This window comes from Streptomyces sp. BRA346, from assembly GCF_052851135.1.
The window spans coordinates 98,343-123,199 of record NZ_JAIWIH010000004.1 but is presented as its reverse complement, the minus strand read 5'-3'; the positions used below and the strand labels follow the sequence as shown (position 1 = coordinate 123,199).

General features: G+C 73.0%; 18 protein-coding genes. 13 read left to right on the top strand and 5 right to left on the bottom strand.

Annotated features, from left to right (window positions below):
* The 3 genes from LCH29_RS06200 to LCH29_RS06190 all read right to left on the bottom strand — a co-directional run bounded on the left by LCH29_RS06200 (nt 1) and on the right by LCH29_RS06190 (nt 4,550).
* A complete protein-coding gene (locus tag LCH29_RS06200; protein WP_446460667.1) occupies nt 1–1,431 on the bottom strand; it encodes a CitMHS family transporter in 1,431 nt (476 codons plus the stop codon).
* A gap of 119 nt (nt 1,432–1,550) precedes the next feature.
* Complete coding sequence (locus LCH29_RS06195; protein WP_446460666.1) at nt 1,551–3,806, bottom strand: molybdopterin oxidoreductase family protein; 2,256 nt, start codon at nt 3,804–3,806, stop codon at nt 1,551–1,553.
* A gap of 99 nt (nt 3,807–3,905) precedes the next feature.
* Complete coding sequence (locus LCH29_RS06190; protein ID WP_446460665.1) at nt 3,906–4,550, bottom strand: TetR family transcriptional regulator; 645 nt, start codon at nt 4,548–4,550, stop codon at nt 3,906–3,908.
* A gap of 65 nt (nt 4,551–4,615) precedes the next feature.
* Between LCH29_RS06190 and hmgA the strand changes: the two genes are divergently transcribed.
* From hmgA to LCH29_RS06175, 3 genes are all read left to right on the top strand, one after another.
* Nucleotides 4,616–5,953 carry a homogentisate 1,2-dioxygenase gene (gene hmgA / locus LCH29_RS06185; protein ID WP_446460664.1) on the top strand — a complete coding sequence of 446 codons (1,338 nt, stop codon included), beginning with the start codon at nt 4,616–4,618 and terminating at the stop codon, nt 5,951–5,953.
* 40 nt (nt 5,954–5,993) lie between these two features.
* Complete coding sequence (locus tag LCH29_RS06180) at nt 5,994–6,743, top strand: GntR family transcriptional regulator (protein ID WP_063733953.1); 750 nt, start codon at nt 5,994–5,996, stop codon at nt 6,741–6,743.
* Nucleotides 6,744–6,849: 106 nt separating this feature from the next.
* Nucleotides 6,850–8,016: a type ISP restriction/modification enzyme gene (locus LCH29_RS06175; RefSeq protein WP_446460783.1), complete on the top strand. Its 1,167-nt coding sequence runs from the start codon at nt 6,850–6,852 to the stop codon at nt 8,014–8,016.
* 206 nt (nt 8,017–8,222) lie between these two features.
* Here LCH29_RS06175 and LCH29_RS06170 read toward each other — a convergent pair whose 3' ends face one another.
* The gene (locus LCH29_RS06170) at nt 8,223–8,486 is read right to left on the bottom strand and encodes a hypothetical protein (RefSeq protein WP_446460663.1); all 264 of its coding nucleotides are present in this window, start codon (nt 8,484–8,486) and stop codon (nt 8,223–8,225) included.
* 251 nt (nt 8,487–8,737) lie between these two features.
* Between LCH29_RS06170 and LCH29_RS06165 the strand changes: the two genes are divergently transcribed.
* From LCH29_RS06165 to LCH29_RS06150, 4 genes are all read left to right on the top strand, one after another.
* Nucleotides 8,738–10,252, top strand: a complete 1,515-nt coding sequence (locus LCH29_RS06165) for a DUF4331 domain-containing protein (protein WP_446460662.1) — start codon at nt 8,738–8,740, stop codon at nt 10,250–10,252.
* Nucleotides 10,253–10,378: 126 nt separating this feature from the next.
* Nucleotides 10,379–11,743, top strand: a complete 1,365-nt coding sequence (locus tag LCH29_RS06160) for a tetratricopeptide repeat protein (RefSeq protein WP_446460661.1) — start codon at nt 10,379–10,381, stop codon at nt 11,741–11,743.
* Nucleotides 11,744–12,240: 497 nt separating this feature from the next.
* Nucleotides 12,241–13,782 (top strand): HoxN/HupN/NixA family nickel/cobalt transporter, encoded by a 1,542-nt coding sequence (locus tag LCH29_RS06155; protein ID WP_446460782.1) that lies wholly within the window; start codon nt 12,241–12,243, stop codon nt 13,780–13,782.
* Nucleotides 13,783–13,826: 44 nt separating this feature from the next.
* Nucleotides 13,827–15,455, top strand: coding sequence for a serine/threonine-protein kinase (locus LCH29_RS06150; RefSeq protein ID WP_446460660.1), 1,629 nt, complete (start codon nt 13,827–13,829; stop codon nt 15,453–15,455).
* Here LCH29_RS06150 and LCH29_RS06145 read toward each other — a convergent pair.
* Nucleotides 15,439–16,245 (bottom strand): SGNH/GDSL hydrolase family protein, encoded by an 807-nt coding sequence (locus LCH29_RS06145; RefSeq protein WP_446460659.1) that lies wholly within the window; start codon nt 16,243–16,245, stop codon nt 15,439–15,441. The two genes, LCH29_RS06150 and LCH29_RS06145, sit on opposite strands and share 17 nt — an antisense overlap.
* A 369-nt stretch (nt 16,246–16,614) precedes the next feature.
* Between LCH29_RS06145 and LCH29_RS06140 the strand changes: the two genes are divergently transcribed.
* From LCH29_RS06140 to LCH29_RS06115, 6 genes are all read left to right on the top strand, one after another.
* The gene (locus tag LCH29_RS06140) at nt 16,615–17,028 is read left to right on the top strand and encodes a hypothetical protein (protein WP_446460658.1); all 414 of its coding nucleotides are present in this window, start codon (nt 16,615–16,617) and stop codon (nt 17,026–17,028) included.
* Between the two features lie 3 nt (nt 17,029–17,031).
* Complete coding sequence (locus LCH29_RS06135; protein ID WP_446460657.1) at nt 17,032–18,144, top strand: GNAT family N-acetyltransferase; 1,113 nt, start codon at nt 17,032–17,034, stop codon at nt 18,142–18,144.
* 383 nt (nt 18,145–18,527) lie between these two features.
* A complete protein-coding gene (locus LCH29_RS06130) occupies nt 18,528–19,340 on the top strand; it encodes a glycosyltransferase family 2 protein (RefSeq protein WP_446460656.1) in 813 nt (270 codons plus the stop codon).
* The gene (locus tag LCH29_RS06125; protein ID WP_446460655.1) at nt 19,337–20,371 is read left to right on the top strand and encodes a glycosyltransferase family 2 protein; all 1,035 of its coding nucleotides are present in this window, start codon (nt 19,337–19,339) and stop codon (nt 20,369–20,371) included. Before LCH29_RS06130 ends, LCH29_RS06125 begins: the two co-directional genes overlap by 4 nt.
* Nucleotides 20,368–21,156: a polysaccharide deacetylase family protein gene (locus tag LCH29_RS06120; RefSeq protein ID WP_446460654.1), complete on the top strand. Its 789-nt coding sequence runs from the start codon at nt 20,368–20,370 to the stop codon at nt 21,154–21,156. Before LCH29_RS06125 ends, LCH29_RS06120 begins: the two co-directional genes overlap by 4 nt.
* Before the next feature lie 4 nt (nt 21,157–21,160).
* Entirely contained in the window at nt 21,161–24,850 is a 3,690-nt protein-coding gene (locus LCH29_RS06115; RefSeq protein WP_446460653.1) for a lipopolysaccharide biosynthesis protein, read from the top strand.
* Nucleotides 24,851–24,857 lie beyond the last annotated feature (7 nt).

Here is a 24,857-nt window from a genome sequence, read left to right as displayed (position 1 = left end):
TCAGATGATGCCGAACGCGATTCCGGCCGCCAGCACCACCAGGGAGGTGAGCACCGCCCACTTCACCGTGAACCGGGTGTGGTCGCCGAATTCGACCTTGGCCATACCGACGAGCACGTACACGGCGGGGACCAGCGGGCTCGACATGTGCAGGGCCTGTCCGACGAGCGAGGCGCGGGCGATCTCCAGCGCGGAGACGCCGTGGGTGTGGCCCGCCTCGGCGAGGATCGGCACGATGCCGAAGTAGAACCCGTCGTTGGACATGAAGTAGGTGAACGGGATCGACAGCAGACCGGTGATCAGGCCCATCTGCGGACCCATGGCGTCGGGGACGCCGTCGACGACCCAGCGGGCCATGTTCTCGACCATGCCGGTGCCGGTGAGGACACCGGTGAAGACGGCGGCGGCGAAGACCATGCCGGAGACGTTGACGACGTTCTCGGCGTGGGCGGCGACCCGCTCCTTCTGGTCGGCCATGCGCGGGAAGTTGACCGTGAGCGCGATGGCGGCGGCCAGCAGGAAGAGGACCGGGATGTCCAGCGTCTCGGTGATCATCAGGGCCAGCAGGGCGACGGTGAGCGCCGCGTTGAACCAGTAGAGCTTGGGACGCAGGGTGGCGCGGTTCGGGTCGAGGCCCTTGAACTCGCCGTCGTCCCCGGCCGGGCCGCCCGCGGGGGCCTCGGCGTCCGTACCGCCGCCGGCGCCGCCGGTGCGCTTGCCCAGGCTGATGCCCTGGCCCTTGCCGCCCTCGGCTCCGGCACCCGCGCCGACGAGCACCGTCTCCGGGTCGCCCTCGGTGACCTCGTCGAGGGTCAGCACGCCGAGGCGCTTGCGCTCGCGCAGTCCGAGGCCGTACGAGAGGGCGAAGACGAAGAGCAGACCGACCGCGAGGGCGGGGATCATCGGGACGAAGATGTCGCTCGCGTCGACCTTGAGCGCGGCGGCTGCGCGGGCGGTGGGGCCACCCCAGGGGAGCGTGTTCATGACACCGTTGGCCATCGCGGCGACACCGGTCATCACGACCAGGCTCATCTTCAGCTTCCGGTAGAGCGGCACCATGGCCGACACCGTGATCATGAAGGTGGTGGAGCCGTCGCCGTCGAGCGAGACGATCGCCGCGAGCACCGCGGTGCCGACCACGACCCGCATCGGGTCCGCCTTGCAGAACCGCAGGATGACGCGGACGATCGGGTCGAAGAGACCGACGTCGATCATCACCCCGAAGTAGATGATCGCGAAGAACAGCATCGCGGCGGTGGGTGCCAGCTCCCCGATGCCATCGATGACGTAATCACCGAGGTGCGCCCCCTTCCCGACAAGGACGCAGAACAGCGCCGGGATGAGCACCAGTGCCCCCATCGGGGACATCTTCTTCATCATGATCAGAACCAGGAATGTTGCGATCATGACGAAACCGAGGATTGTCAGCATGTGGCTACCTCACGTTCGCCTTTGAACTCCCCCAGATTTGGCGGTCGGGGCGACGTTAGGTGGCGCAACTTGGCGTTAACAAGGTCTTGACGCGTGAGCAATAAGCGCAAAACCCCAGGTCAATCCCCTAGGGCGGCTGCGGTGACCGTGAGCGGAAGGGCCGTCACCCGCACCGGGCACCCGTTGAGCACCGCCGTTCCCGAGAGCGGGTCCAGCCGGGAGCCGTCGATGAGCTGATTGACGTTGACCCCCGGATCGGCCCCCGCGACGGCGAGCCGGGTGCCGGGGCGGGCATGGCCCCAGCCGTGCGGCAGGCTCACCACTCCGGTGCGCACCGCGTCCGTCACCTCCACCGGCACCTCCAGCTCGCCCCCGTCGCCGGTGACCCGGGCGAGCCCGCCGTCGGCCAGCCCGAGCCGCGCCGCGTCGTCCGGGTGCACCTGGAGCGTGCAGCGGTTGCTGCCGCCCATCAGCGCCGGGACGTTGTGCATCCAGCTGTTGTTGGAGCGCAGATGGCGGCGGCCGACCAGGAGCAGCTCGTCGGGCCGCGCGGCCAGCGCCCCGCGCAGCCGCGCCACATCGGCGGCGATCGGCTCCGGGCACAGCTCCACCGTGCCGCTGCGGGTCTTCAGCAGCCCGGGGATGCGGGGGCTCAGCGGTCCGAGGTCGATGCCGTGCGGATGGGCGAGCACCTTCTCCAGGGTGAGGCCGTCGGGGTCGGCGCCGAAGCCCTCGCCGTACGGGCCGAGGCGCAGCATCATGTCCAGCCGCCGTTCGGCGCCGGTGAGCCCGGTCAGCCCGGCGGCGAGTTCGGCGGCGTCGCGCCCGTACACCGGGGCGGTGGGGTCGGCGACGGCCTTGCCGAGCGTCATGCCGATCGCCATGTCGTCGACGGTCGCCGGGTCGGCGCCGTGCTGCCCGCTCAGGCACAGCACCAGCCGGGCCAGGATCTCGGTCTCGCACATCCGGTCCGGGTCGAGCGGGACCGCGGGGCGGGTGTAGCGGACCTGGTTGCGGACGGCGAAGCCGTTGAAGGCGTAGTCGAAGTGCGGGCTCTGGCTGGGCGGGGGCGGCGGCAGCACGACATGGGCGTGGCGTGAGGTCTCGTTGAGGTACGGGTCGACGCTGACCATGAAGTCGAGCCCGGCCAGGGCCCGGTCGAGCCGGTCGCCGTCCGGCGCGGACAGCACGGGGTTCCCCGCGATCGCCAGCACCGCCCGTATCCGCTCCTCGCCCGGCGTCTCGATCTCCTCGGCGAGCGCGACGGCGGGCAGCTCGCCCTTCGCCTCGGGGTGGCCGCTGACCCTGCTGTGCCAGCGGCCGAGCGCGAACCCCTTCCCGGGCGCCGCCGGGCGCTTCCACCCGCCGGTCGCGGAGAGCGGGAACATCATGCCGCCGGGCCGGTCGAGGTTCCCGGTGAGGGCGCCCAGAACGTCGATCAGCCAGTTGGTGAGCGTGCCGAACTCGACCGTGCTGGAGCCGACGCGCCCGTACGCCACGGCCCGGGGCGCGGCGGCGAATTCCCGGGCGAGGACGCGGATCTCCTCCGCGGGTACGTCACAGGCCTCGGCCACGGCCTCCGGGGTGAAGCCCGCGGCCAGCTCCTTGACCTCCTCGATGCCGCTGAGGTGCGCGCCGAGCGCCCCGGGGGCCACCAGCCCCTCGTCGAACAGCACCGACACCATCGCGAACAGCAGCAGCGCGTCCGTGCCGGGCCGGATCGCCACGTGACGGTCGGCCAGCTTGGCGGTGCGGGTACGCCGCGGATCGATCACCACCAGCTTGCCGCCGCGCCGCCGCAGGGCGCGCAGCCGGCCGGGGAAGTCGGGGGCGGTGCAGAGGCTGCCGTTGGAGTCCAGCGGGTTGGCGCCGAACATGAGGAGGTGGTCCGTACGGTCCAGATCGGGCACCGGGATGGCAAAGGCGTCCCCGTACATCAGCCCGCTGGAGACGTGCTTGGGCATCTGGTCGAGGGTGCTCGCGGTGAAGACGTTGCGGGTGCGCAGGGCGCCGAGCAGCACCGGCACGAAGAGCGCCCCGGCGACGGTGTGGACCGTGGGGTTGCCGAGGACGACACCGGTGGCCTGCGGCCCGTAGGCCCCAAGGACCTCCCCGAACCCCTCCGCGACGGCGGCGAACGCCTCCTCCCACGATGCCTCCCGGAGCTGTCCGTCCCGTCGCACCAGGGGTCCCCGCAGCCGGTCGGGGTCGCCGTCCAGCTCCCCGAACGAGGCGCCCTTGGGGCAGATGAACCCCCGGCTGAAGACGTCCTCGGCATCGCCGCGCGCCCGGGTGACCGTGCCGTCCTCGATGGTCAGGGTGAGCCCACAGGTGGCCTCGCAGAGCGGGCAGATACGCAGTGCGGTACGGCTCATCGGTCCCTCCCGGGGACGGTACGGCTGCGACGGCGCCTCACCATACCGGCCGGTATGCCGCCGCGGTACCGCTCGCGCGGGCCCCTTGACCGGACGCCGCTAATCCAGCACGCGCGCCAGATACGCCCGCAGCAGCTCCTTCGTCTCTGCCACGACCGCCGGGTCCCCCTCCGGGTCCACCCGGAAGGCGAGCCGCAGCAGCGCGTCCGCCGTCTCGACCGCGAGCAGGAACGCGACCCGCAGGCGCTCGTCGGCCTCGGCGGTGCCGTCGAGGCCCAGCGGTTCGGCGAGGAGGGCGCGGAGGCGGTCGGCCACCAGGTGGTTGGGCTGGTCGGGCAGGCCGGTCGCCGGGACCGGCATGCCGAACTCGACGAGCGCGAAGCCCGGCGCGCCGCGCTTCATCTCCAGGTATTCGTCCACCACGATGTCCATCGCGGCACGCCAGTCGCTTCCGTCCGCCCCGGCCCCGGCCAGCCGCCGGGTGATGCGCGCGGCGTACTCGTCGAGGTTGCGGTGGGCCAGGGCCTCGGCCATCGCCCGTTTGTTGGAGAAGAAGCGGTAGACGGAGCCGATGGGCACCTGGGCGCGCTCGGCGACCGCGCGGGTGCTCAGCTCCTCATAGCTCATCTCGTCGAGCAGCTCGGCGCAGGCGTCGAGGATCCGGCCGAGGCGTTCGGCGCTGCGGCGCTGGACCGGTGGGCGGCGGAGAGGCGGTATGGGCACGCCACCATCCTGCCCGATCATTGACGTAAGCCCTCTTCGATTCCTATCGTCGGACAGAGGATTCGTCGGAGCGTCGGGAGCACGCCATGGGCGAGGGCACGGGGATCGAGCGAGCGCGCAAGACCGCCGAAGGGCTGGTGTACGCCTCCGGGTTCGGCAACGAGCACAGCAGCGAGGCGGTCCCCGGCGCGCTGCCCGTCGGCCGCAACTCGCCCCAGCGCGCCCCGCTCGGGCTGTACGCGGAGCAGCTGAGCGGCACCGCCTTCACCGAGCCGCGCGCCCACAACCGCCGCTCCTGGCTGTACCGCATCCGCCCGTCGGCCGCGCACCCGCCGTATCTCCGCATCGACAACGGCACCCTGCGCGGAGCCCCCTTCACCGACTCCGTCCCGGACCCCAACCGGCTGCGCTGGGACCCGCTGCCGGAGCCCGCCGGGCCCACCGACTGGCTGTCCGGGCTGTGGACGCTCGGCGGCAACGGGGACGCCGCCCAGCGCACCGGCATGGCCATCCACCTCTACGTCGCCAACGCGCCCATGACCGACCGCGTCTTCAGCGACGCGGACGGCGAGCTGCTGATCGTCCCCGAGCGCGGCGGGCTGCTCCTCCACACCGAGCTGGGGCTGCTGCGCGCCGAGCCGGGCCATGTCGCGCTCATCCCGCGCGGGGTGCGCTTCCGGGTCGAGCCGCTCGGCGCTTCCGTCCGCGGCTACGTCTGCGAGAACTACGGCCGCCCCTTCGTCCTCCCCGACCTCGGCCCCATCGGCGCCAACGGGCTGGCCAACGCGCGCGACTTCCTGGCCCCCGTCGCGGCGTACGAGGACGTGGAGCGCCCGGTGGAGGTGGTCAACAAGTACTGCGGCAACCTCTGGGCCGCGACGTACGACCACTCCCCCCTCGACGTCGTCGCCTGGCACGGCAACCACGTGCCGTACGTATACGATCTGCGCCGTTTCAACGTCATGGGCACCATCAGCTATGACCACCCCGACCCGTCCATCTTCACGGTGCTCACCTCGCCGTCCGACACCCCCGGGCTCGCGGGCGTCGACTTCGTGGTGTTCGCACCGCGCTGGCTGGTCGGCGAGGACACCTTCCGGCCGCCGTACTTCCACCGCAATGTGATGAGCGAGTACATGGGTCTGATCGAGGGCGCGTACGACGCCAAGACCGCAGGTCCGGGCGGCTTCGTCCCCGGCGGCGGCTCGCTGCACAACATGATGTCGGCGCACGGCCCCGACCACGACACCTTCGAGGCGGCGAGCGCGGCCGAGCTGACGCCCCGGAAGCTGGACGACGGGCTGGCGTTCATGTTCGAGACGCGCTGGCCGGTCACGGCCACCCGGCAGGCGAGGGAGTCCGACCGGCTCCAGACGGGCTATGACGCGGTGTGGCAGGGTCTGGAGCGCCACTTCCGCGCGTGAGCCTCAAGGCCGTCAGCGACCGTGACCGGAGAGCCGCTTTGTGACCACCTTCGCCCCCGACTCCCTCGCCCTCAACCGCAAGCTCCCGCTCTGGTACCAGGTCTCGCAGTCGCTGCGCGCCTCCATACTCGGCCGCGGGCCCGACGAGCCGCTGCGGCTGCCGACCGAGGACCGGCTCGCCGAGCACTACGGCGTCAGCGTCCTCACCATGCGGCAGGCGCTGAAGGAGCTGGAGTCGGAGGGCCTGATCAGCCGCCACCGGCGGCGCGGCACCTTCATCGAGCCGAGCGCGCGGCGCGGCACGCCGGTGCGGCTGCTGGGCTCGGTGGACGCGATCGTGGCCCAGCAGTCCGGGGAGCGGACCACGGTGCTGGAGCACGGCCCGGCACCGGTCCCGGCGGAGCTCGCCGGGTACTTCCCCGGCTTGGAGGAGGCCGCCTCCTACCGCCGGCTGCGCCGGGACGAGCACGGCGACGAGCCCACCAACTGGGCCGAGAACCTGGTCCGCCCCGAGCTCGCCGCCCGCATCGACCTCGCGGACCTGGCGCGCTGGCCCATGACGAAGGTGCTGCGGGACGCGGTGGGGGTGCGGATCAGCCGCATCACCGACACCGTGGAAGCGCGCCTGGCCGACCCGGAGACCGCCCGCCTCCTCCAGATCCCGCTGCTCAGCCCGATCCTCCACTACACGGGGGTGACGTACGACGAGGCGGGCCGCGTGGTCGACGTGGCCCGCATCCACTACCGCGGCGACCGCTTCTCGTTCTCGGTGACGGTGGACGCCGACTGACCACCGTGGCGGACACAGCTACGATGCCCGGGCTGACCGACGTACGTGCCGGGTGAAAGGCGGCAGGGTGACGGCAACCCGAGACGCAGCGCTGCTGGCGGATCTCATGCCCTGGTCCGTGCGGCCGCCACGGTTCGGGCGGGGCTGGGTCGCAGGCCCTGACGCGGGGGCACTGCGGGCCCGCTGGGCGCGGCTGGTGGGCGCCGGGGACGAGGCCGAGCGGGCGGCGCTGTTCCGGCCGAGCCGCGCCCGTACGCTGCACACCTCCGTGAGCCAGCTGCCCGGCCAGGCCACCTCGACCGCCCGGCTGGCCCGCGAGGACGGGCCGTGTCCGGAGCCGGTGCGGGTCGCGCACGGGCCGTTCGACCAGCAGTGGCTGATACCGGATCACCGCGTGCTCGACGCCGCCCGCCCCGAGCTGTGGCGGGTCGCGGACGACCGGCAGATCCATGTGGTGGAGGCGGGCGGGCCCGACCCCGATCCGGTGCTCACCTTCTCGGCGCTGCTGCCCGACGGCCACTCGCCCGCCGGGCGCCCCGGGCTGATCCGCCCCCTCTACCGCCGCCCGGGCGGACACGAGCCCAATCTCGCGCCGGGGCTGCTCGGCCACCTCGGTGAGCGGCTCGGCCATCCGGTCGCCGCCGAGGACTTCCTCGCCTGGGCCGCCGCCGCGCACCGGGGCGCGCCGTGCGCCGTACCGCTGACCGCCGACCCCGAGACCTGGGAGACGGGCGTGGAGCTGGGCCGCCGTGCGCTGTGGCTGCACACGCGCGGGGCGCACAGTGGTGAGCGCCCGCGCATGCCGGGTGGCCAGCGCCCGTACGTGCGCGCAGCGCTGCCCGAGCGCGGGCTGCCGGACACCATCGGTTACGACCCGGACGAGGCGGCCCTGCTGCTGGGCGGGGGGCGCATCTCGCCCGTACCGCGGGCCGCGTGGGAGGCCCACGCGGGCGGGGTGCGGGTGCTGGAGGCGTGGTTCGAGCGGCGTACGGCGCGGGCCGAGCCGGGCACGCTGGAGGCGGTCGGCGCACCGGCCGGATGGCCGCGGGCCTGGACGTCGGAGCTGCTGGAGCTGATCACCGTGCTGGCGCTGCTGGCCGAGCTGCGCCCGGCTCGGGAGGCGCTGGCCGACCGGGTGGCCGGAGGGCCGGTGGTGGGTTCGGAGGAGCTGCGCGCCGCGGGGGTGCTGCCGGTGGCCGCCGGGGCCCGCCGCCCGGCGTCGGTGCTGGACCACCAGGAGGAGGGGCCGGAGGGCCAGTTCGCGCTGCTGTGACCGACCCGCCACTACACGGCGGGGGCGGGGCGGTACGCATCCCGGGAGGCCGGTGGTGTGCCGTGCCTCACAGCGTGAACTCAACGGCGTGAACTCATGCCACGGAGCACCGGCTGGAGCGGGCCGGTGCGTCCTGCCTACCCGGGATGCGGATGCGGTCGCGCGCGGGTGTGCCGCGGCCTGGCGGGGCGGTCGGACGCGGTGGGTCAGGCGTGGCTGCCGAACAGCGAGCGCCGCAGCCGGCGCAGCGGCGCGAACAGCGACACCCGGGCACCCCGGTTGTTCTTCGCGCGCGCTTGATCGCGTGCGATGAGCTCCTGCATCAGCACCGTCGCGCCCTCGGCCTCCCGCTCCGGGACGGCCGGGCCGCCCAGCACCGCGAGATGGCGGTCGAGCCGCGCGCTGGACGCTCCGCTCCCGCAGTGAATGGCAGGCACTCGGGGCCTGCTGCGTACTGTTATCTGCTCCATGTCACTCCCCACCCGTTCGAGGGCACCCGCCCCGGGCAGAGTAACCCTACCTCCCCGAGCCGTCACCTGCGCATCCCAGGTTCCTGATTCACCACCACGTCAAGGGTGTTGACGCCCATACAGTGAAGATCGGCCCCGGTGAGAGCCCCTTTGCCATTCGTGACAAATTACGGAACGCACCAAGCCATTCGGCCCTCCGCCCCGAATAGCCGCATGAAGGAACATCCGGCAAGGTGCGAAGGACCGACACGATGACCGCATTCACCAGGAGCTTGGCCGGGCTCGTCTGCTGCTCGCTGGCCGCGGGCGCGCTCACGGCCGCCGGCGTCGCGGCGCTACAGCCGCAGACCGCGGCAGCCTCCAGCCACCGGGAGGCGCCGCTGATCTCGGGGCAGCCGCAGTACGACGCGACGGACGTGTACGCGTTCCAGAGCCCCGACAAGTCGGACACGACCACCCTGGTCACGAACTTCCTGCCGTTCCAGGACCCGGCCGGCGGCCCGAACTTCTACAAGTTCGGCACGGACGCCCGGTACGACCTGCACGTCGACAACGACGGCGACGGCCAGGGCGATCTGCTCTTCCGCTGGACGTTCGAGGACCATGTGAAGAACGGGGACACGTTCCTCTACAACACCGGCCCGGTCGAGTCGCTCGACGACCCGGACCTCAACTTCACCCAGAGCTACGACCTCGAGGTCATCAAGCTCAAGAACCAGCGGGCCGTCGCCCGGGCCAAGCTCGCCGACGACCTGCCGGTCGCCCCGTCGAACGTCGGCAAGGCGTCCATGCCCGACTACAAGAAGCTCCGCGACCAGGCGGTCCAGAAGATCGGCTACAGCGGCGGCTCGACCAGCTTCGCCGGTCAGGCCGACGACCCGTTCTTCGCCGACCTGCGGGTCTTCGACCTGCTCTACGGCGGCGACATGTCCGAGGTCGGCAACGACACCCTCAAGGGGTACAACGTCCAGTCCCTGGCCCTCCAGGTGCCGACCAAGGCGCTGACCAAGTCCGACGACCAGCCGGTGATCGGCGTGTGGTCCACCGTCCACCGCAGGAGTGCGGACGGCGACTGGGCCCAGGTCTCCCGGCTCGGCAACCCGCTGGTCAACGAGGTGGTCCTGCCGCGCAAGGACAAGGACAAGTTCAACGCCTCGGCCCCGTGGGACGACGGCCAGTTCCTGAAGTCCGTCACGGAACCCGAACTGCCCAAGCTGATCGAGCAGATCTACAAGATCGAGGCCCCGGACACCCCGCGCGACGACCTCGTGCAGGTCTTCCTGACCGGCGTGCCCAAGCTCAACCAGCCGCCGCACGTCCGCCCCTCCGAGATGCTGCGCCTCAACACCTCCATCAAGCCCGCGAAGAACCCCAAGCGGCTCGGTGTGCTCGACGGTGACAACGCCGGGTTCCCCAACGGCCGGCGGCCGCTCGACGACGTGCTCGACATCTCGCTCCAGGCCGTGGAGGGCGAACTCCTCGGCAAGAAGAACGACCTGGGCGACGCGGTCGACAAGAACGACCAGGAGTTCTACGGCGCCTTCCCGTTCCTCGCGCTGCCCAGCTCCGGTTCGGACGCCAAGGCCGTCTCCAAGAGCGCCGGTTCGTCCCTGCTGGAAGGCGGCTCGGGCATCGGCGGCTCCTCCGAGGACACCATGGTGCTCGCCGGATCCGCGGCGAGCGGCGGCGGCGCCGTCCTGCTGGTGGGCCTCGGCCTCATGTGGTGGCGCAAGTCGCGCCGTCCCGCCCGCGCACGCAGGCACTGACCCGCGCCCGTCTCCTCTCGCACCACCCCGCGGGCGCGGTCCCGCCCCTCGCACACTCCCCGTCGTGCGGGACCGCGCCCCCCTCTTTCCTGTTATGCCTGTTACGGCGAAAGGCAGCTGTCACCCATGGCTCTCCGGCCACCCCTCCCCCGCACGGTCCGCACGGCGGCCGTCGTCTGCACCCTCGCGGTGGGTCTGACCGCCGCCTCGTCCGTACTCAGTGGAACCCCCGCCGACCAGCCCGCCGGGCCGGTGTCGCTGCGCGCCGCCGGGGCTCCGGCGTCGCTCCAGCAGGTCTCGGCCGACGGCCTCGCCGGACGGATCAGCGCCCTCCAGAAGCATCTGCGCGCCCAGCCGAAGGACGCCTCCGGCTGGTCCGGGCTCGGCGCCGCCTACATCGAACAGGCCCGCACCACCGGCGACCCCACCCGCTATCCGCAGGCGGAGAAGACCTTCGCCCGCTCGCTCGCCGTCCAGCCGCGCGACAACGACGAGGCGCTCGCCGGGCGCGCCTCCCTCGCCGCCGCCCGGCACGACTTCCCGAGCGCGCTGCGGGACGCCGACAAGGCCCTGAAGATCAACTCCTACAGCCAGTCGGCGATGGCCGTCCGGATCGACGCCCTGGTGGAGCTGGGCCGCTACGAGGACGCGACCGCCGCCGCCGAACACGCCGACTCGGTGCGGCCCGGCATCCCCATCTTCACCCGGCTCGCCTACGNCAAGGAGCTGCGCGGCGATCCGAAGGGGGCGCGCGAGGTCCTGGACCGCGCGCGGGAGTCCGCGACCTCGCCCGGCGACATCGCCTACGTCGCCACCTCGCTCGGCCAACTCGCCTTCGGCCAAGGCCGGTACGACGCGGCGCGGAGCGCCTTCCGCACCGCCCTGCGCACCGCGCCCGGCTATCTCCCGGCCCTGGAGTACCGCGGCCGCACCGCGGCCGCCGAGGGCCGCTTCGGGGCCGCCGTACGCGACCTCGAAGCGGTCGTACGGAGCTCCCCGCTGCCCGCCCAGCTGGCGGCGCTGGGCGAGGCGTACGAGGCGCGGGGCGACGGCAAGAAGGACGCCCAGAAGGCGAAGCAGCAGTACGCGGTGGTCGACACCTGGATCACCCTGGCCCGCGCGAACGGCGTGGCGACCGACCTCGACAGCGCCCTCGTCGCGGCCGACCACGGCGACGTCAAGGAGGCCCTGAAGGCGGCCCGCGCCGAATGGGACCGACGGCAGACCGTGCACACCGCCGACGCCCTCGCCTGGGCCCTGCACCGCAACGGCAAGGACCGCGAGGCCCTCACCGCCGCCAAGCGCGCCGCCGAACCGGGCTACCGCAACGCGGCCTTCCTCTACCACCGGGGCATGATCGAGAAGTCGCTCGGCGACGACGCGTCCGCCCGCGACCACCTCGCCGCGGCCCTCGACCTCAACCCGGGCTTCTCCCCGACGGGCGCGCGCGACGCGAAGGCGGCCCTGAAGCGGCTGGGCGGTGCGCGATGACCATTCCCCACCCCGCCCCTTCCCGAACCGGGGCTCCGCCCCGGACCCCGGTCCTCAATCTCCCCCGGCTACCGCTGGGAGGTGCCCCCTGGCCGGGCTGGACGGCGACCAAGCCCGCCGCAACGCGCCCCACCCTCGAGACGGAGCCCGCGGCAGAGTCCCGGGCGAAGCCCGGGCCCAGGCCCGAGGCGGAACACCCGGCGCGGTCCGGCGCACAGCCCGCTCCCGGGCCTGAGGCCGAGCCCACGGCGATATCCGGGGCGGAGTCCACGACTGGCGCCACGGTGGAACACCCGACGCAGCCCCCGGCCAGGTCCGAGGCGAAGCACCCGGCCGGGGCCGGAGCAGAGCGCTCAGCTCGCGCCTGGGCCGAGCCCACGGCGGGGTCCGGGGCGGAGCCCCGGGTTCGGGAAGGGGCGGGGTGGGGGAAGGCGTCCGGGCATCCCCGGGACGTGGCCGCTCGGCGGCGGGTCCGGCGGCGGGTCATCGCCGCCGGGATGCTCCTGGGGGCCGTGGCGCCGCTCTTGTTGCCCGCCGGGAGCGCCGAGGCGCATCCCCTCGGCAACTTCACCGTCAACCGCTACGACGGCCTCGTCGTCACGCAGGACGCCATCCGCGTCGACCACGTCGAGGACCTGGCCGAGATCCCGTCCGCGCAGGCGAAGGCGCAGATCGACAAGAGCGGCGACGACACGCTCTCCCGGAGCGAGCTGTCCACCTGGGCCGACACCCGTTGCGCGACCGCCGCGGACAAGGCGCGCCTGACCGTGGACGGCCGTAAGACCGACGTCCGCGTGGAGCGCAGCGCGGCCCGCAACCGGCCCGGTCAGGCCGGGCTGCCGACGCTGCGCGTGGACTGCCGGCTGACGGCGGGCCTGGCGCACGCGCAGAAGGCGGCCATCGGCTACCGCCCCCACGACATCGGCACCGGCCCCGGCTGGCGCGAACTGACGGCCCAGGGCGACCGGATGACGCTCACCGACTCGACGGTGTCCACCCGCTCGGCCTCCCACCGGCTGACCCGCTACCCCAAGGGCCAGCTCTCCTCGCCGCTCGATCAGCGCACCGCCACCCTCCGGGTCGAGCCGGGCGGTCCGGCGCTGGCCGCGGCCGGCCCGGCGTCCGACCGGGACGACGCGGTGGGTTCGTCGGTGCTGCCGCGCGGCGCGGACCGCTGGACGCAGGCGCTCACCTCGATGGTGGCGCGGCACGACATCACCTTCGGCTTCGCGCTCACCGCCTTCGGCATCGCGGTCATGCTGGGCGCGATGCACGCGCTCGCCCCGGGCCACGGGAAGACGATGATGGCGGCGGCCGCCGCGGCCGGCGGGCGCAGCGCGCTGCGCGATGTGCTGACGCTGGGCGCGTCGGTGACGGTCACCCACACGATGGGGGTGTTCGCCCTGGGGCTGCTGGTCACGGCGGGTTCGGCGGCCGCGCCCTCGGTGATCTCCTGGCTGGGCATCGCGAGCGGGGTGCTGGTCGCGCTGGCGGGCGCGGGGCTGCTGCGCAAGGCGGTCCGCAGACACCGCCATGTGAAGGCACACCAGCACCAGCACCAGCACGACCATGAGCACGGGCACGGGCATGAGCACGGGCACGGGCACAGCCACGGGCATGGGCACACCCACGGGCATACGCACACCCACGACCACGGGGACGGCCACACCCACACCCACGAAATCCGCCCCACCCTCCGCGGCACCCTCCTGATGGGCTTCGCGGGCGGCATGGTCCCCAGCCCCTCCGCCGTCGTCGTGCTGGTCGGCGCCGCGGCGCTCGGGCAGGCGTGGTTCGGGGTCGTGCTGGTGGTGGCGTACGGGCTCGGGCTGGCGCTGACCCTCACGGCGGCCGGGTTCATGGCGGTACGGGTGGGCCAGGAGGCCGCCGAGCGGCTCATGGCCCGCCGGGAACGGGCGGGCCGGGGCCACAAGCTCCTGGGCGTGCTGCACCGCGCGTCGCCGTTCGGGACAGCCGCCGTCGTGCTCGTGCTCGGCTGCGGATTGGTGCTCAGGGGGGCGGCAACAACGCTCGGTTGAGGTACATTCAGCCCGAATTGCTCGGTTGGGGGGAGGGCTCGGCCATGAGCGAAGAGGGTTCCGGCCGACGGGACGAGCGGCTGGCCGGGGGGCGTTACCGCCTCCTCGGCGAGCTGGGCCGCGGCGGCATGGGCGTGGTGTGGCGGGCGTACGACGAGGCGCTGGGCCGCGAAGTCGCCATCAAGGAGGTGCGGGCCCCGTCCGGCCTCGGCGACCGCGACATCGACCGGCTGTACGCCCGGCTGGAGCGCGAGGGCCGGGCGGCGGCGCGGGTCTCGCACCGCAATGTGGTCACCGTGTACGACGTGGCCATGGAGGGCGGCCGCCCGTGGATCGTCATGGAGCTGGTGCGCGGGCTGTCCTTCGCGGATGTGCTGGAGGCGGAGGGTTCGGTGCCGCCCGCGCGGGCGGCGTTCGTGGGCGCCGAGGTGCTGGCGGCGCTGCGGGCCGCGCACGCGGTGGGCGTCCTGCACCGGGACGTCAAGCCCGGCAACGTACTGATCGCGAACGACGGCCATGTGGTGCTCTCCGACTTCGGGATCGCCGTGGTGGAGGGTGACGCGGCGCTGACGCTGACCGGGGAGCTGGTCGGCTCGCCGGAGTTCCTCGCCCCGGAACGGGCGCTCGGCCAACCGCCGGGCCCGGAGGCGGATCTGTGGTCGCTGGGCGTGATGCTGTACGCGGCGGTGGAGGGCTTCTCGCCGTTCCGCCAGGACACGCCGCTGTCGACGCTGCGGGCCGTGGTGGACGCGTCGTTACCGCCGCCCCACTGGGCCGGGCCGCTGAGGCCCGTACTGGAGGGGCTGCTGCACAAGGATCCGCGGCAGCGGACGCCGGCGGCGGAGGCGGAGCGGCTGCTGCGGCTGGTGGCCGCGGGCGGCACCCCCGGCGGCGTACCGCACCACACGGACGCGCCCCCGGCGACCCCGGCGCCACCGACGACACCAACGGCCCCCACGCCGCCGCGCGGTGGCCATCCGGCCACTGCCGCCCCCGCGCCCGTCGGCCCCGCGGGCGATCAGCCGCCGCCGGAGCATCCCCGGCGGGCGGTGGCCGCGATCGCGGCCGGGGCGGTGCTGGGCGTGCTGGCGCTGTGCGGGCTGACCTGGGCGCTGCTGAACGAGGGCGGCCAGGACGGCAACAACGACGGCACCGGCGGCAGGACGACCGCCACCGGCACGCACCGTACGGACGCCACCAAGGACAGCAAGGGCGACGACGGCCACCCCGCGACCACGGCCGCGACCGCCTCCCCCGCCCTCACCGTCACCGTCGTCATCAAGGCCGAGCGCGACGACTACGAGGGCGTCTGCCCGCCCCCGTCCGGCGAGGCGCCGTCCTTCACGGCGGCCCTCTCCGTGAACCACGCCCCCGCGACGGTCCAGTACCGCTGGATCACCGGCAGCGGCCGGGTGTCGGACGGCGGCTGGAAGTCGGCCCACTTCGACGAGGGCGACGCGGCGCGGACGGTGCGCCACACCGAGCTGTCGTATCAGGCGGGGGCCCGCCACGAGGACTGGATCGCCGTGGAGGCGAAGGGCCCGAAGGGCGCCCAGGCCGTCACATCCTCGCGGGTCGACTTCGCCACGACGTGCGAGGAGGCCCCGACGGACGGGGCCTCCTCCTCTACGTGGGCACCTCGGGGAACGGATCCGTTCAGGCAGCCGCGGTGAACACGGGGAGGTAGCCACCGGACTGACCGGCGGCGGTCGGGTGGTACGACTCCTCGATGGGGAAGGTGACGCTGTTCAGCCAGGCGCTGCCGGAGCAGATCTCGTGGCCGGTGAAGGTCGGGGTGACGTCGCCGAAGGCGAAGCCGTGGTCGGCGGCGCGCTTGGCGGTGACGGAGTTGAGGAGGTCGGCGGCGTTGTTGATGGCGGCGCGCGAGGCCTCGCTGAGGCCCAGGAAGCAGGAGCCCTTCAGCTTGTAGAAGCGCGGGTAGCCGAGGACGACGACCTGGGCGGACGGGGCCTTGGCGCTGATGGCGTCGTACACCTGGTCGAGCTTGCCGGGCAGGGTGTTCTCGGCGTACGTACGGGCGTTGGCCACGGCGTTGAGGCAGCCGCTCTCGCCCGACAGCACACAGGTGGTCATGACGCTGGCGAACCCGGCGTCGTTGCCGCCGATGCTGATGCTGACGAGACCGGTGGCGGAGTTGAGCGGTCCGAGCTGGCTGCTGAGCACGTCGCCGGTCTTGGCGCCCGAGCAGGCGGTGAAGGCGAAGCTGGAGGGGGAGTGGGCGGCGGCCCAGAGCGCGGGGTACGCCTTGGTGCTGCGCTTGCAGGCACCGCTGGCGCTGTCGTAGCTGCCCGCGCCGACGCCGGATGAGTAGGAGTCACCGAGCGCCACATAGGCAGGGCCGGCGCTCTGCCCGCTGGCGTGGGCGGCACCGGCCCCGGTGAGGGCGAGGACGGCGCCGACGACGAACGCGCCTAAGGCCGCCGTGAGTCTGGACAGTTTCATTCGAATCTCCCTAGCAGGATCACTCCTGTGCCGATGTGAGGCGCAATCACCCCGTAACGGGCAATCGCGTTCGAAACCGTCAATCACGCCACCGTGCATATATCGGCGCCGTGACATGGCTATGTCATGCCGCCCAAAATCATGATCTATGCGTGTAGCTGTCCAAAATCTTTCGATCACTCAAAAGGGTGAATCCTGCACGCAATCCCCGGCGCGCGCCTGGCGCGCGGGGTGCGCAAAACCCTTGGTGGGCGCTCAACCTCACGCTCTCGCATGACGTCTTCGCACGCTTTCCCCGTCTTGACGGCCCTTGGCGCGCTGCGCGACATTGAAGCCCGGCATCCGGCGCTTCGGGGGGCAAAGTCGCCAATGCAGACCAACACTGACAAGGGATCGGCACGCGCCGAACTGCTGCCGGTGGCCGCGGGGGCGGCCGTCGGCATCGCGGCCACCGGCGCCGCGCTCACGCTGGCGGACTTCGACTCGCCGCTGCGCGCGCCGTTCACCCTGTTCTTCCTCGTGGCGGCGCCCGCCGCGGCGGTGGGCAGCGCCCTGCGCGGGCTCGACGCGGCGGTCCGCATCGTGCTGGGGGTGGCGGGCGCGCTCGCCCTCGATCTGCTGGTGGCGCAGACCATGCTCGCGCTGCACCTCTGGTCGGTGCACGGCGGAGTGGCCGCGGTGGGCCTGCTGAGTCTGCTGATGCTGGCCCCGGCACTCCTCGGGCGGGCCCGGCGCCCGGGCCGGGGGCTCGCCGAGCCTCGGAAAAGCGGCGGGGGCTGCTGACCTGTGGAGATCCGTGTGTACCGGCCGGGCGAACTGACCGCCGCGGACCGGGCGGTCTGGACGGCCATGCAGGCCCAGGCGCCCCTGCTGGGCGCGCCCCAGCTGGCGAACCCCTTTCTGTCACCCGAGTTCGCCCTCGCGCTCGGCCGCTGCCGAGGCGGGGTGCGGATCGCGGTGGTGCGCGAGGAGGGCGAGCCGGTGGCCTTCTTCCCGTTCCAGCGGACCCGGTTCGGGGTGGGCCGGGCGATCGGCCTCGGCCTGTCGGACGCGCAGGGCCTGGTGCACCGGCCGGGGTTCCAGTGGGACGCGCGCGAGCTGTTACAGGCGTGCGGGCTGGCGGTGTGGGAGTTCGACCACCTGGTGGAGGGCCAGAAGCCGTTCGAGGTGGCGGCGCGGGGGTCGTACGACTCCCCCGTGATCGACGTGGACCGTGGCTACGAGGCGTATCTCGCCCACCTGCGCGCCCGCTCGCCGAAGTTCACGCGGACGACGCTGGCCAAGCAGCGCAAGCTCGGCCGGGACGTCGGCGAGGTGTCCTACGTCCACGACGAGCGCGATCCGGCCGTGCTGCGCACGCTGATGGGGTGGAAGTCCGCGCAGTACCGCAGGACCGGGCGGAGCGACCGCTTCGCCCATCCGTGGATCATCCGGCTGGTGCGGCAGCTGTTCCACACCCGGGGTGCATCGTTCGCGGGCGTGCTGTCGGTGCTGTACGCGGGCGGCCGGCCGATCGCCGCGCACTTCGGGCTGCGTTCGGAGCGCGTCATGGCGTGCTGGTTCCCGGCGTACGACACGGACTTCGCCAAGTTCTCGCCCGGTCTGGTGCTGCACCTGCGGATGGCGGAGGGAGCCGCCGCCGAGGGCGTGGACTATCTGGATCTCGGGCGCGGCGAGAAGGAATACAAGGACTCCCTGAAGACACGCGATCTCAGCGTGTCGGAGGGGTGGGTGATGCGCCGCCACCCGGTGGCGCTGGGGCATCGGGCACGACGTGCGCCGGTGCGGGCGCTGCGCAATACGGTGCTTTCCCGGCCGGAGCTTTTCGGACCGGCCGACCGGCTGCTGAAACGCATGGGGAGTGTGCGGGCGGCCGGGAGGAATGGGGAAGGGAAATGAAGGTCAACATTTCAGAAAGAGGTGTCGCCACCGCCGTCTTGCCCTAGGGTCAAGAGGCTCACCTGAGTTACGAGCATGAATACCGTCGTTACTCAACCCGCATCGGACCATCATTCAACGCGGCTCAAGGGGAGGGCTCGAGCGCCGCGGTGGATTCCGTGCGGAGCGCGGTAGGGGGGTGCCGCGTCCGGTTTTTCCTGCCCGTTGTCGGGGCGGGCGCCGGGACGCGTGCCGCGAGGCCAGTAACAGCCAGCTCGTCCGTTCTGCACGGTGTGCACGAAAGTCCATGCCGTCATGCGCGGATGAGAACCCCCCTTTCGAACCGGATACACCAAAGGACCGCCGGGGGGCGGTGGTCCACCGGACGAGAGGGAATCATCGTCATGACGTCGTTTGTGCGACCGGTCACGTCCGATATCGCACCGGCCGCCGGATCATCTCGATACCGGCCCATCTCCTCGCATCTCGCGATCGCGCCGCCGGTGAGCGTCGTGATTCCGGCGATGAACGAGGCCGAGAATCTTCCGTACGTCTTCAAAACCCTTCCGGACTGGATCCATGAAGTCGTCCTGGTGGACGGCGATTCCACGGACGACACGGTCCGGGTGGCCCGGGAACTCCGGCCGGACGTGAAAGTGGTGCCGCAGCGCGGCAAGGGCAAGGGAAACGCGCTCATCACCGGATTCGCCGCCTGCACCGGCGAGATCGTGGTGATGGTGGACGCGGACGGCTCCGCCGACGGGTCCGAGATCGTCAGCTATGTGTCCGCGCTGGTGTCGGGCGCCGACTTCGCGAAGGGCTCGCGCTTCGCCAACGGGGGCGGCACCGACGACATGACGTCGATCCGCAAGCTCGGCAACCGCGCGCTCACCGCGATCGTCAACCGCAAGTTCGGCGCCCGCTACACCGACCTGTGCTACGGCTACAACGCCTTCTGGCGCCACTGCCTGGACGAGATCGCGCTGGACTGCGCCGGGTTCGAGGTGGAGACGCTGATGAACATCCGGGTGGTCAAGGCCGGGCTGCGGGTCCAGGAGATCCCCAGCCATGAGTACGAGCGCATCCACGGCGCCAGCAATCTGCGGGCCGTCCGCGACGGGCTGCGGGTGCTGAGGGTGATCCTGCGCGAGCGCGGCATCCGGCGGCCCCGCCGCCCGGCAGTGGCGCCCGCGGCGGCCCGAGGGGAGGTGTCTTGACCCTCGCCCGACCGCAACCGCGGATCTCGGTGGTGATCTGCGTCTACACCGAGGACCGCTGGGACGACATCCTCGCCGCGGTGGCCTCGGTGCGCGACCAGTCGTGGCCCGCCGAGGAGACGCTGCTCGTGGTGGACCACAACCCGGCGCTGCTGCGGCGGCTCCGGGACCACTACGAGGGTGCCGGCGCCGGTGAGGGGGTGCGGGTGCTCGCCAACGCGGGCCCCCGCGGCCTGTCCGCGGGCCGTAACACCGGCATCGCCGCGTCCACCGGCGAGGTGATCGCGTTCCTCGACGACGACGCGGTCGCCGAGCGGGACTGGCTGCGCCACTTCGCCGACGGGTACGCGGATCCGCGGGTGCTGGCGGTCGGCGGGCGCACCGAGCCGGTGTGGGCGTCCCGGCGCCGCCCGGCCTGGTTCCCGGAGGAGTTCGACTGGGTCGTGGGGTGTACGTACCGGGGGCTCCCGCCCGGCCGGGTCCGGGTGCGCAACGTGCTCGGCGGGAACGCCTCGTTCCGCAGGGAGGCGTTCGACGCGGTGGGCGGGTTCGCGAGCGGCATCGGGCGGGACGCCGACAAGCGGCCGCTGGGCTGCGAGGAGACCGAGCTGTGCATCCGGCTGACGCGCGCCCGGCCGGACGCGGTGCTGCTGATCGACGACCGCGCGGTGATCCACCACAAGGTGCCAGCGGCGCGGGAGCGGTTCGCCTACTTCCGCAGCCGGGCGTATGCCGAGGGGCTGTCGAAGGCCCTGGTCGCCCGCAGCGTGGGGGCCCGGGCCGGGCTGGCGGCCGAGCGCCGCTACACCACCCGGGTGCTGCCCGCGGGCGTCGCCCGCGGGCTGCGGGACGCCCTGCTCGGCCGGGCGGGCGGGGCCGGGCGGGCGGGCGCGATCGTGGCCGGTGTGTCGGCCGCGGCGGGCGGCTATCTGATCGGCACCGCCCGGGCCCGCCGGGCGGGCGGTGCCCGCGTCACGATCGCGGCGGTGCCGGGGTCGTCGGCCGACGAGCCCGCGAGGGGCAGCACATGAGCGCGAGACCGGTGCCGATACTGATGTACCACGCCGTGGCCCACACCCCGGCGCGGGCGACGCACGCGCTGTCCGTCTCACCGGGGGCGTTCGCCGAGCAGATGGAGCTGCTCGGCGCGTCCGGTTTCACCCCGGTGACCTGCGCGCGGCTCGCCGACGCCTGGCGCGGGGGCGATGCGCTGCCGCCGAACCCCGTGCTGATCACCTTCGACGACGGCTACGAGGGCGTGCACCGCCACGCCCTCCCCGTCCTGGAGCGGCACGGCTTCGAGGCCACCCTGTTCGCCTCGACGGGGTGGCTGCGCGGCCGGTACGAGACGGACGGCGCGCTCGACGTGATGCTCGACTGGGGGCAGGTGCGCGAACTCGCCGCGGCCGGGATGGAGATCGGCGGGCACAGCCACACCCATCCACAGCTCGACCAGCTCGGCGACGAGCGGCTCCGCTTCGAGGTGGTGCGCTGCCGGGACATCCTCGAGGCCGAGCTGGGCCGTCCGCCGGTGTCGTTCGCCTATCCCTACGGCTACTCCGACCGCCGGGTCCGGCAGGTGGTGCGGGACGCCGGGTTCGCGGTGTCGCTCGCGGTGGGGAACGCTCTGGCCGACCGCCGCCAGGGGCCGTACGCGCTGCGGCGGGTGACGGTCCGTCGCGGCACGGGCATCGACGCGTTCGCGCGGCTGGTCCACGGCCGGGCCGTCGGCCGCGCCTTCGCCCGGGACCGGGCGCTCACCAAGGGCTATGCCCTCGTCCGCAGATCACGTCAGCTTCTAGGGAAGGTGCACTGAGCCCGTGTCCGACACGACCACCCGGGCCGAGGCCGCCGCCGGGGCGCGGCCGGCCGCGGAGCAGCCGCCGCCGACCGGCCCCGGCGGCGGCAGCCAGCTGTTCCGCAACGCCTATGCGCTGATGCTCAACACGGGCATCTCGGCCGTCCTCGGCCTCGGCTTCTGGCTGGCCGCGGCCCGCTATTACGCGGACGACGCGGTCGGCCAGGGCTCGGCGGCCATCGCCGCGATGAAGCTCCTCGCGGGGCTGACCGCGGTGACGCTGACCGGCGCCCTGGCCCGGTTCATCCCGGTCGCCGGGCGGACCACGGGACGGCTGGTGGGCGTCACCTACGCGGGCAGTTCGGTGGTCGTGGCGTGCGCCGCCGCGGTCTTCCTGCTCACGCTGAACCTCTGGGGCCCCTCGTACCGCTTTCTGCACGGCCCGGTGCATGGCATCGGCTTCGTCGTGGCGGTCGTCGGCTGGTCGCTGCTGACCCTCCAGGACGGGGTGCTCACCGGGCTGCGCAGCGCGTTCTGGGTGCCGGTGGGCAACACGGTGTTCCTGGCGGCGAAGCTGCTGCTGCTCGTCGCGCTCGCCGCCACGATCCCGACCGCCGGGGTGTTCGTGTCGTGGGTGGTCTCCATAGCGCTGTCCGTGCTGCCGCTGGGCTGGCTGGTCTTCCGGCGTCTGGTGCCGCGGCATGTGAAGAGGACGGAGGACCGGGCGCGGCCCGCGTCGTACCGGGAGATGGGCCGCTTCCTCGCCGGGGACTACACCGGGTCGCTGTTCTCGCTGGCCGTGGTGTACGCGGTGCCGGTCATCGTCGCCTCGCAGGTCAGCGCGGCCGACAACGCCTACTTCTACATCACCACCACCATCGCCGGCACGGTCAATCTGCTCGCCATCAACATGGGCGCGTCGCTGACCGTCGAGGGCTCGCACGACCCGGCCCGGCTCGCCGAGAACTGCCGGGCGGCGCTGCGCCGGATGGTGCGCATCATGCTGCCGGTCTGTCTCGGGCTGTTCGTCTTCGCCCCGCAGATCCTGAGCGTGTTCGGGGCGGGCTACGCCGACGCGGCCGCGCCGCTGCTGCGCTGGTTCGCGGTGGGCGCGGCGCTGCGGGTGGCCATCGAGGTGTACTTCGCGGTGCTGCGGGCGCAGAGCCGCACCTCGGGGCTGGCGTATCTCCAGGGGCTGTTGTGCGTGCTGGTGCTGGGGCTGACGTTGCTGCTGCTGCCGCGTATGGGGCTGGTGGGCGCGGGCGTCGCGGAGATCTCCAGCCTGGCGGTGATCGCCTCGATCGCGTCGGTGAAGCTGTACCGGGTGGTCACGGCGCAGCCCGCGGCCCCGGCCGCCGCGGAGTCGGTGCGGGTTCCGCCTCCGCCCGGCCCTCCCCCGCCGCTGGAGCGCGGCACCGCGCCCGACGGCGATCTGGCGGATCTGGCGGTGGACGGCGACCGTCGCGCCAAGCGGTCCCGTGGCACGCACGACGGGCGCTACGGCACCCGCTGGGCTGTGCGAACCGGGCTGGACGCGGACACGCTGGTGCTGGGGGTCCGCATGGACTTCGACCATCCGGAGCGCCGCCCCGACGCGCGGTACGGCCCGCAGCCCGAAGCGCCCCCACCCCCCGTACCGTCCGCGCCCACTGCTTCTGCCCCACCCACTGCTTGTGCCGCGCCCGCCGCGCCGCAGGCACCGCGCGATGCGGGCAAGCCGCGGCCGTACCCCGTGGCGGCCGTCCTGTGGGCGGTCCTGGCCGCCGGTCTCGGCCTCTACTGGCTGCCGCTGCTCGGCCTGGACGCCGCCGACCTGGACCGGATGGGCGGGCTCGGGCTGGTCTCCGTCACCCCCGGGCCGACGCTGCTGGGGGCGGCGCTGCTCGTCGCCGTGTTCGCCGGTGCGCTCGCGCTCGGGCAGCAGCGCCGTGCGCTGCTCACTGTCGCCCTGCTGGCCACCGTCGTGTCCCTGCACGCCGTGCCCGCCGTGCTGGAGGCGCATCCGCGGTTCCCGACCGCGTGGCAGCACCTGGGATTCCTGGACTACATCGGCCGGACCGGCGACGCCGTGCCCGACCTCGACGCGCGCTGGAGCTGGCCGGGCTTCTTCGCCGGGGCCGCGTTCCTCGCCGAGGCGTGTGGCGTACGGGACTTCTCCGCGCTGCTGCGCTGGTGGCCGACGGTCATCCAGCTGCTCTACCTCGCCCCTCTGATGGTGCTGATGCGCGCGCTGCGGGCGAGCTGGCGGGCCAAGTGGACGGCGGTGTGGCTGTTCGCCCTGAGCGGCTGGGTGGGCCAGGACTACTTCTCGCCGCAGGGGTTCACGTACCTCTTCTATCTGGTGTTCGTCGCCGTGCTGCTGGTGTGGTTCCGCGAACCGCGGGTGCTGGGCGCCAAGCACAGGCCCGGTGAGGCGGAGGTGGCGGAGGCGACGCGCGGTCAGCGCGCGGCGCTGCTCGGGCTGCTGATCGCGCTGTTCGCTGCGTCGGTGGCGGCGCATCAGCTGACCCCGTTCGTGATGCTCGGCGTGGTGACCGCGCTGGTCCTGGTGCGGCGTTCCGATCTGTACGGGCTGCCGCTGCTGTGCGGGGTGATGGTGGTCGTCTGGATCGGCTTCCTGGCGGAGCCGTACTGGTCGGGCCACTGGGACGAGCTGTTCGGCGGGGTCGGCGGGGTGGGCGGCAATGTGTCGTCGTCCGTCTCCGGCCGGATCGAGGGCGGCAGCAGTGTGCACAAGCTGGTGCTGTACGTGCGGGTGGCGCTGGCCGGCGGGGTGCTGGCGTGCGCCTGCTGGGGGTTGCTGCGGCGGCGCGCGGCGGGCTTCACCGAGCGGGCGCTGCTGGTGCTGACCTTCGTGCCGTTCCTGGGCTTCGGCATGCAGAGTTACGGCGGCGAAATGGCGCTGCGCGTCTTCATGTTCGCGCTGCCGGGCGCCTGTGTGCTCGGGGCGCTGGCGATCTTCCCGCGGGTGCGGCCGGACCGCCGGGGCCTGGCGCCGGTCGCGGCCCTGGTGGCGGGGCTGACACTGATGTCCGGCTTCCTGGTCGCCCGCTGGGGCAACGAGGCGTTCGAGCGGGTGCGGCCCGGCGAGGTCGCGGCCATGGAGTACCTCTACGCGCACGACAAGCCGACCGTGCGGGTGCTGTGGTTGAGCGACGACCCCGTCAACAACGTCACCCCCGCGATGCCGTGGGGCGCGCGGGACATGGAGCGGGTGGCGTACGAGCCGACGCTCGCCCCGCGCGACCCGGTGCTGGTGGGCGGGCTGGTGACGGCGCTGCGCGACGCCGGGCCGCGCTCGTACCTGATGGTGGGGCGCGGCCAGTCCGTCTCGCTCCAGCTGGACGGCGGTTACGGGGCGCGCTGGCAGGAGCGGCTGCTGCGCTCCCTGGACCAGCGCCCCGAACTGCGCCGGGTGCTGTCGAACGACGACGCGTCGCTGTACGAGCTGGCGTCGCCGCCGCGCGGGGCGGTACCGGAGCCGAAGCCGGGCCCGGCCGGTCCGCAGATCACCTGGACGCCGTGGTCGGTGACCGGCGCGCTGGCGGCGGTGGTGCTGATGGTGCTGCTCGCGGCGCGCGAGGTGGTGCGGGTGGCGGTGCGGCCGAGCGTACGGCGGCTGCGGTGGCTCCAGGCGTCGTACTGGTTCGCGCTGCCGCTGCTGGTGGTGGTGCTGGCGTCGCTGGTGCAGCGGTTCGTGACGATGGTGTGAGGAGCCG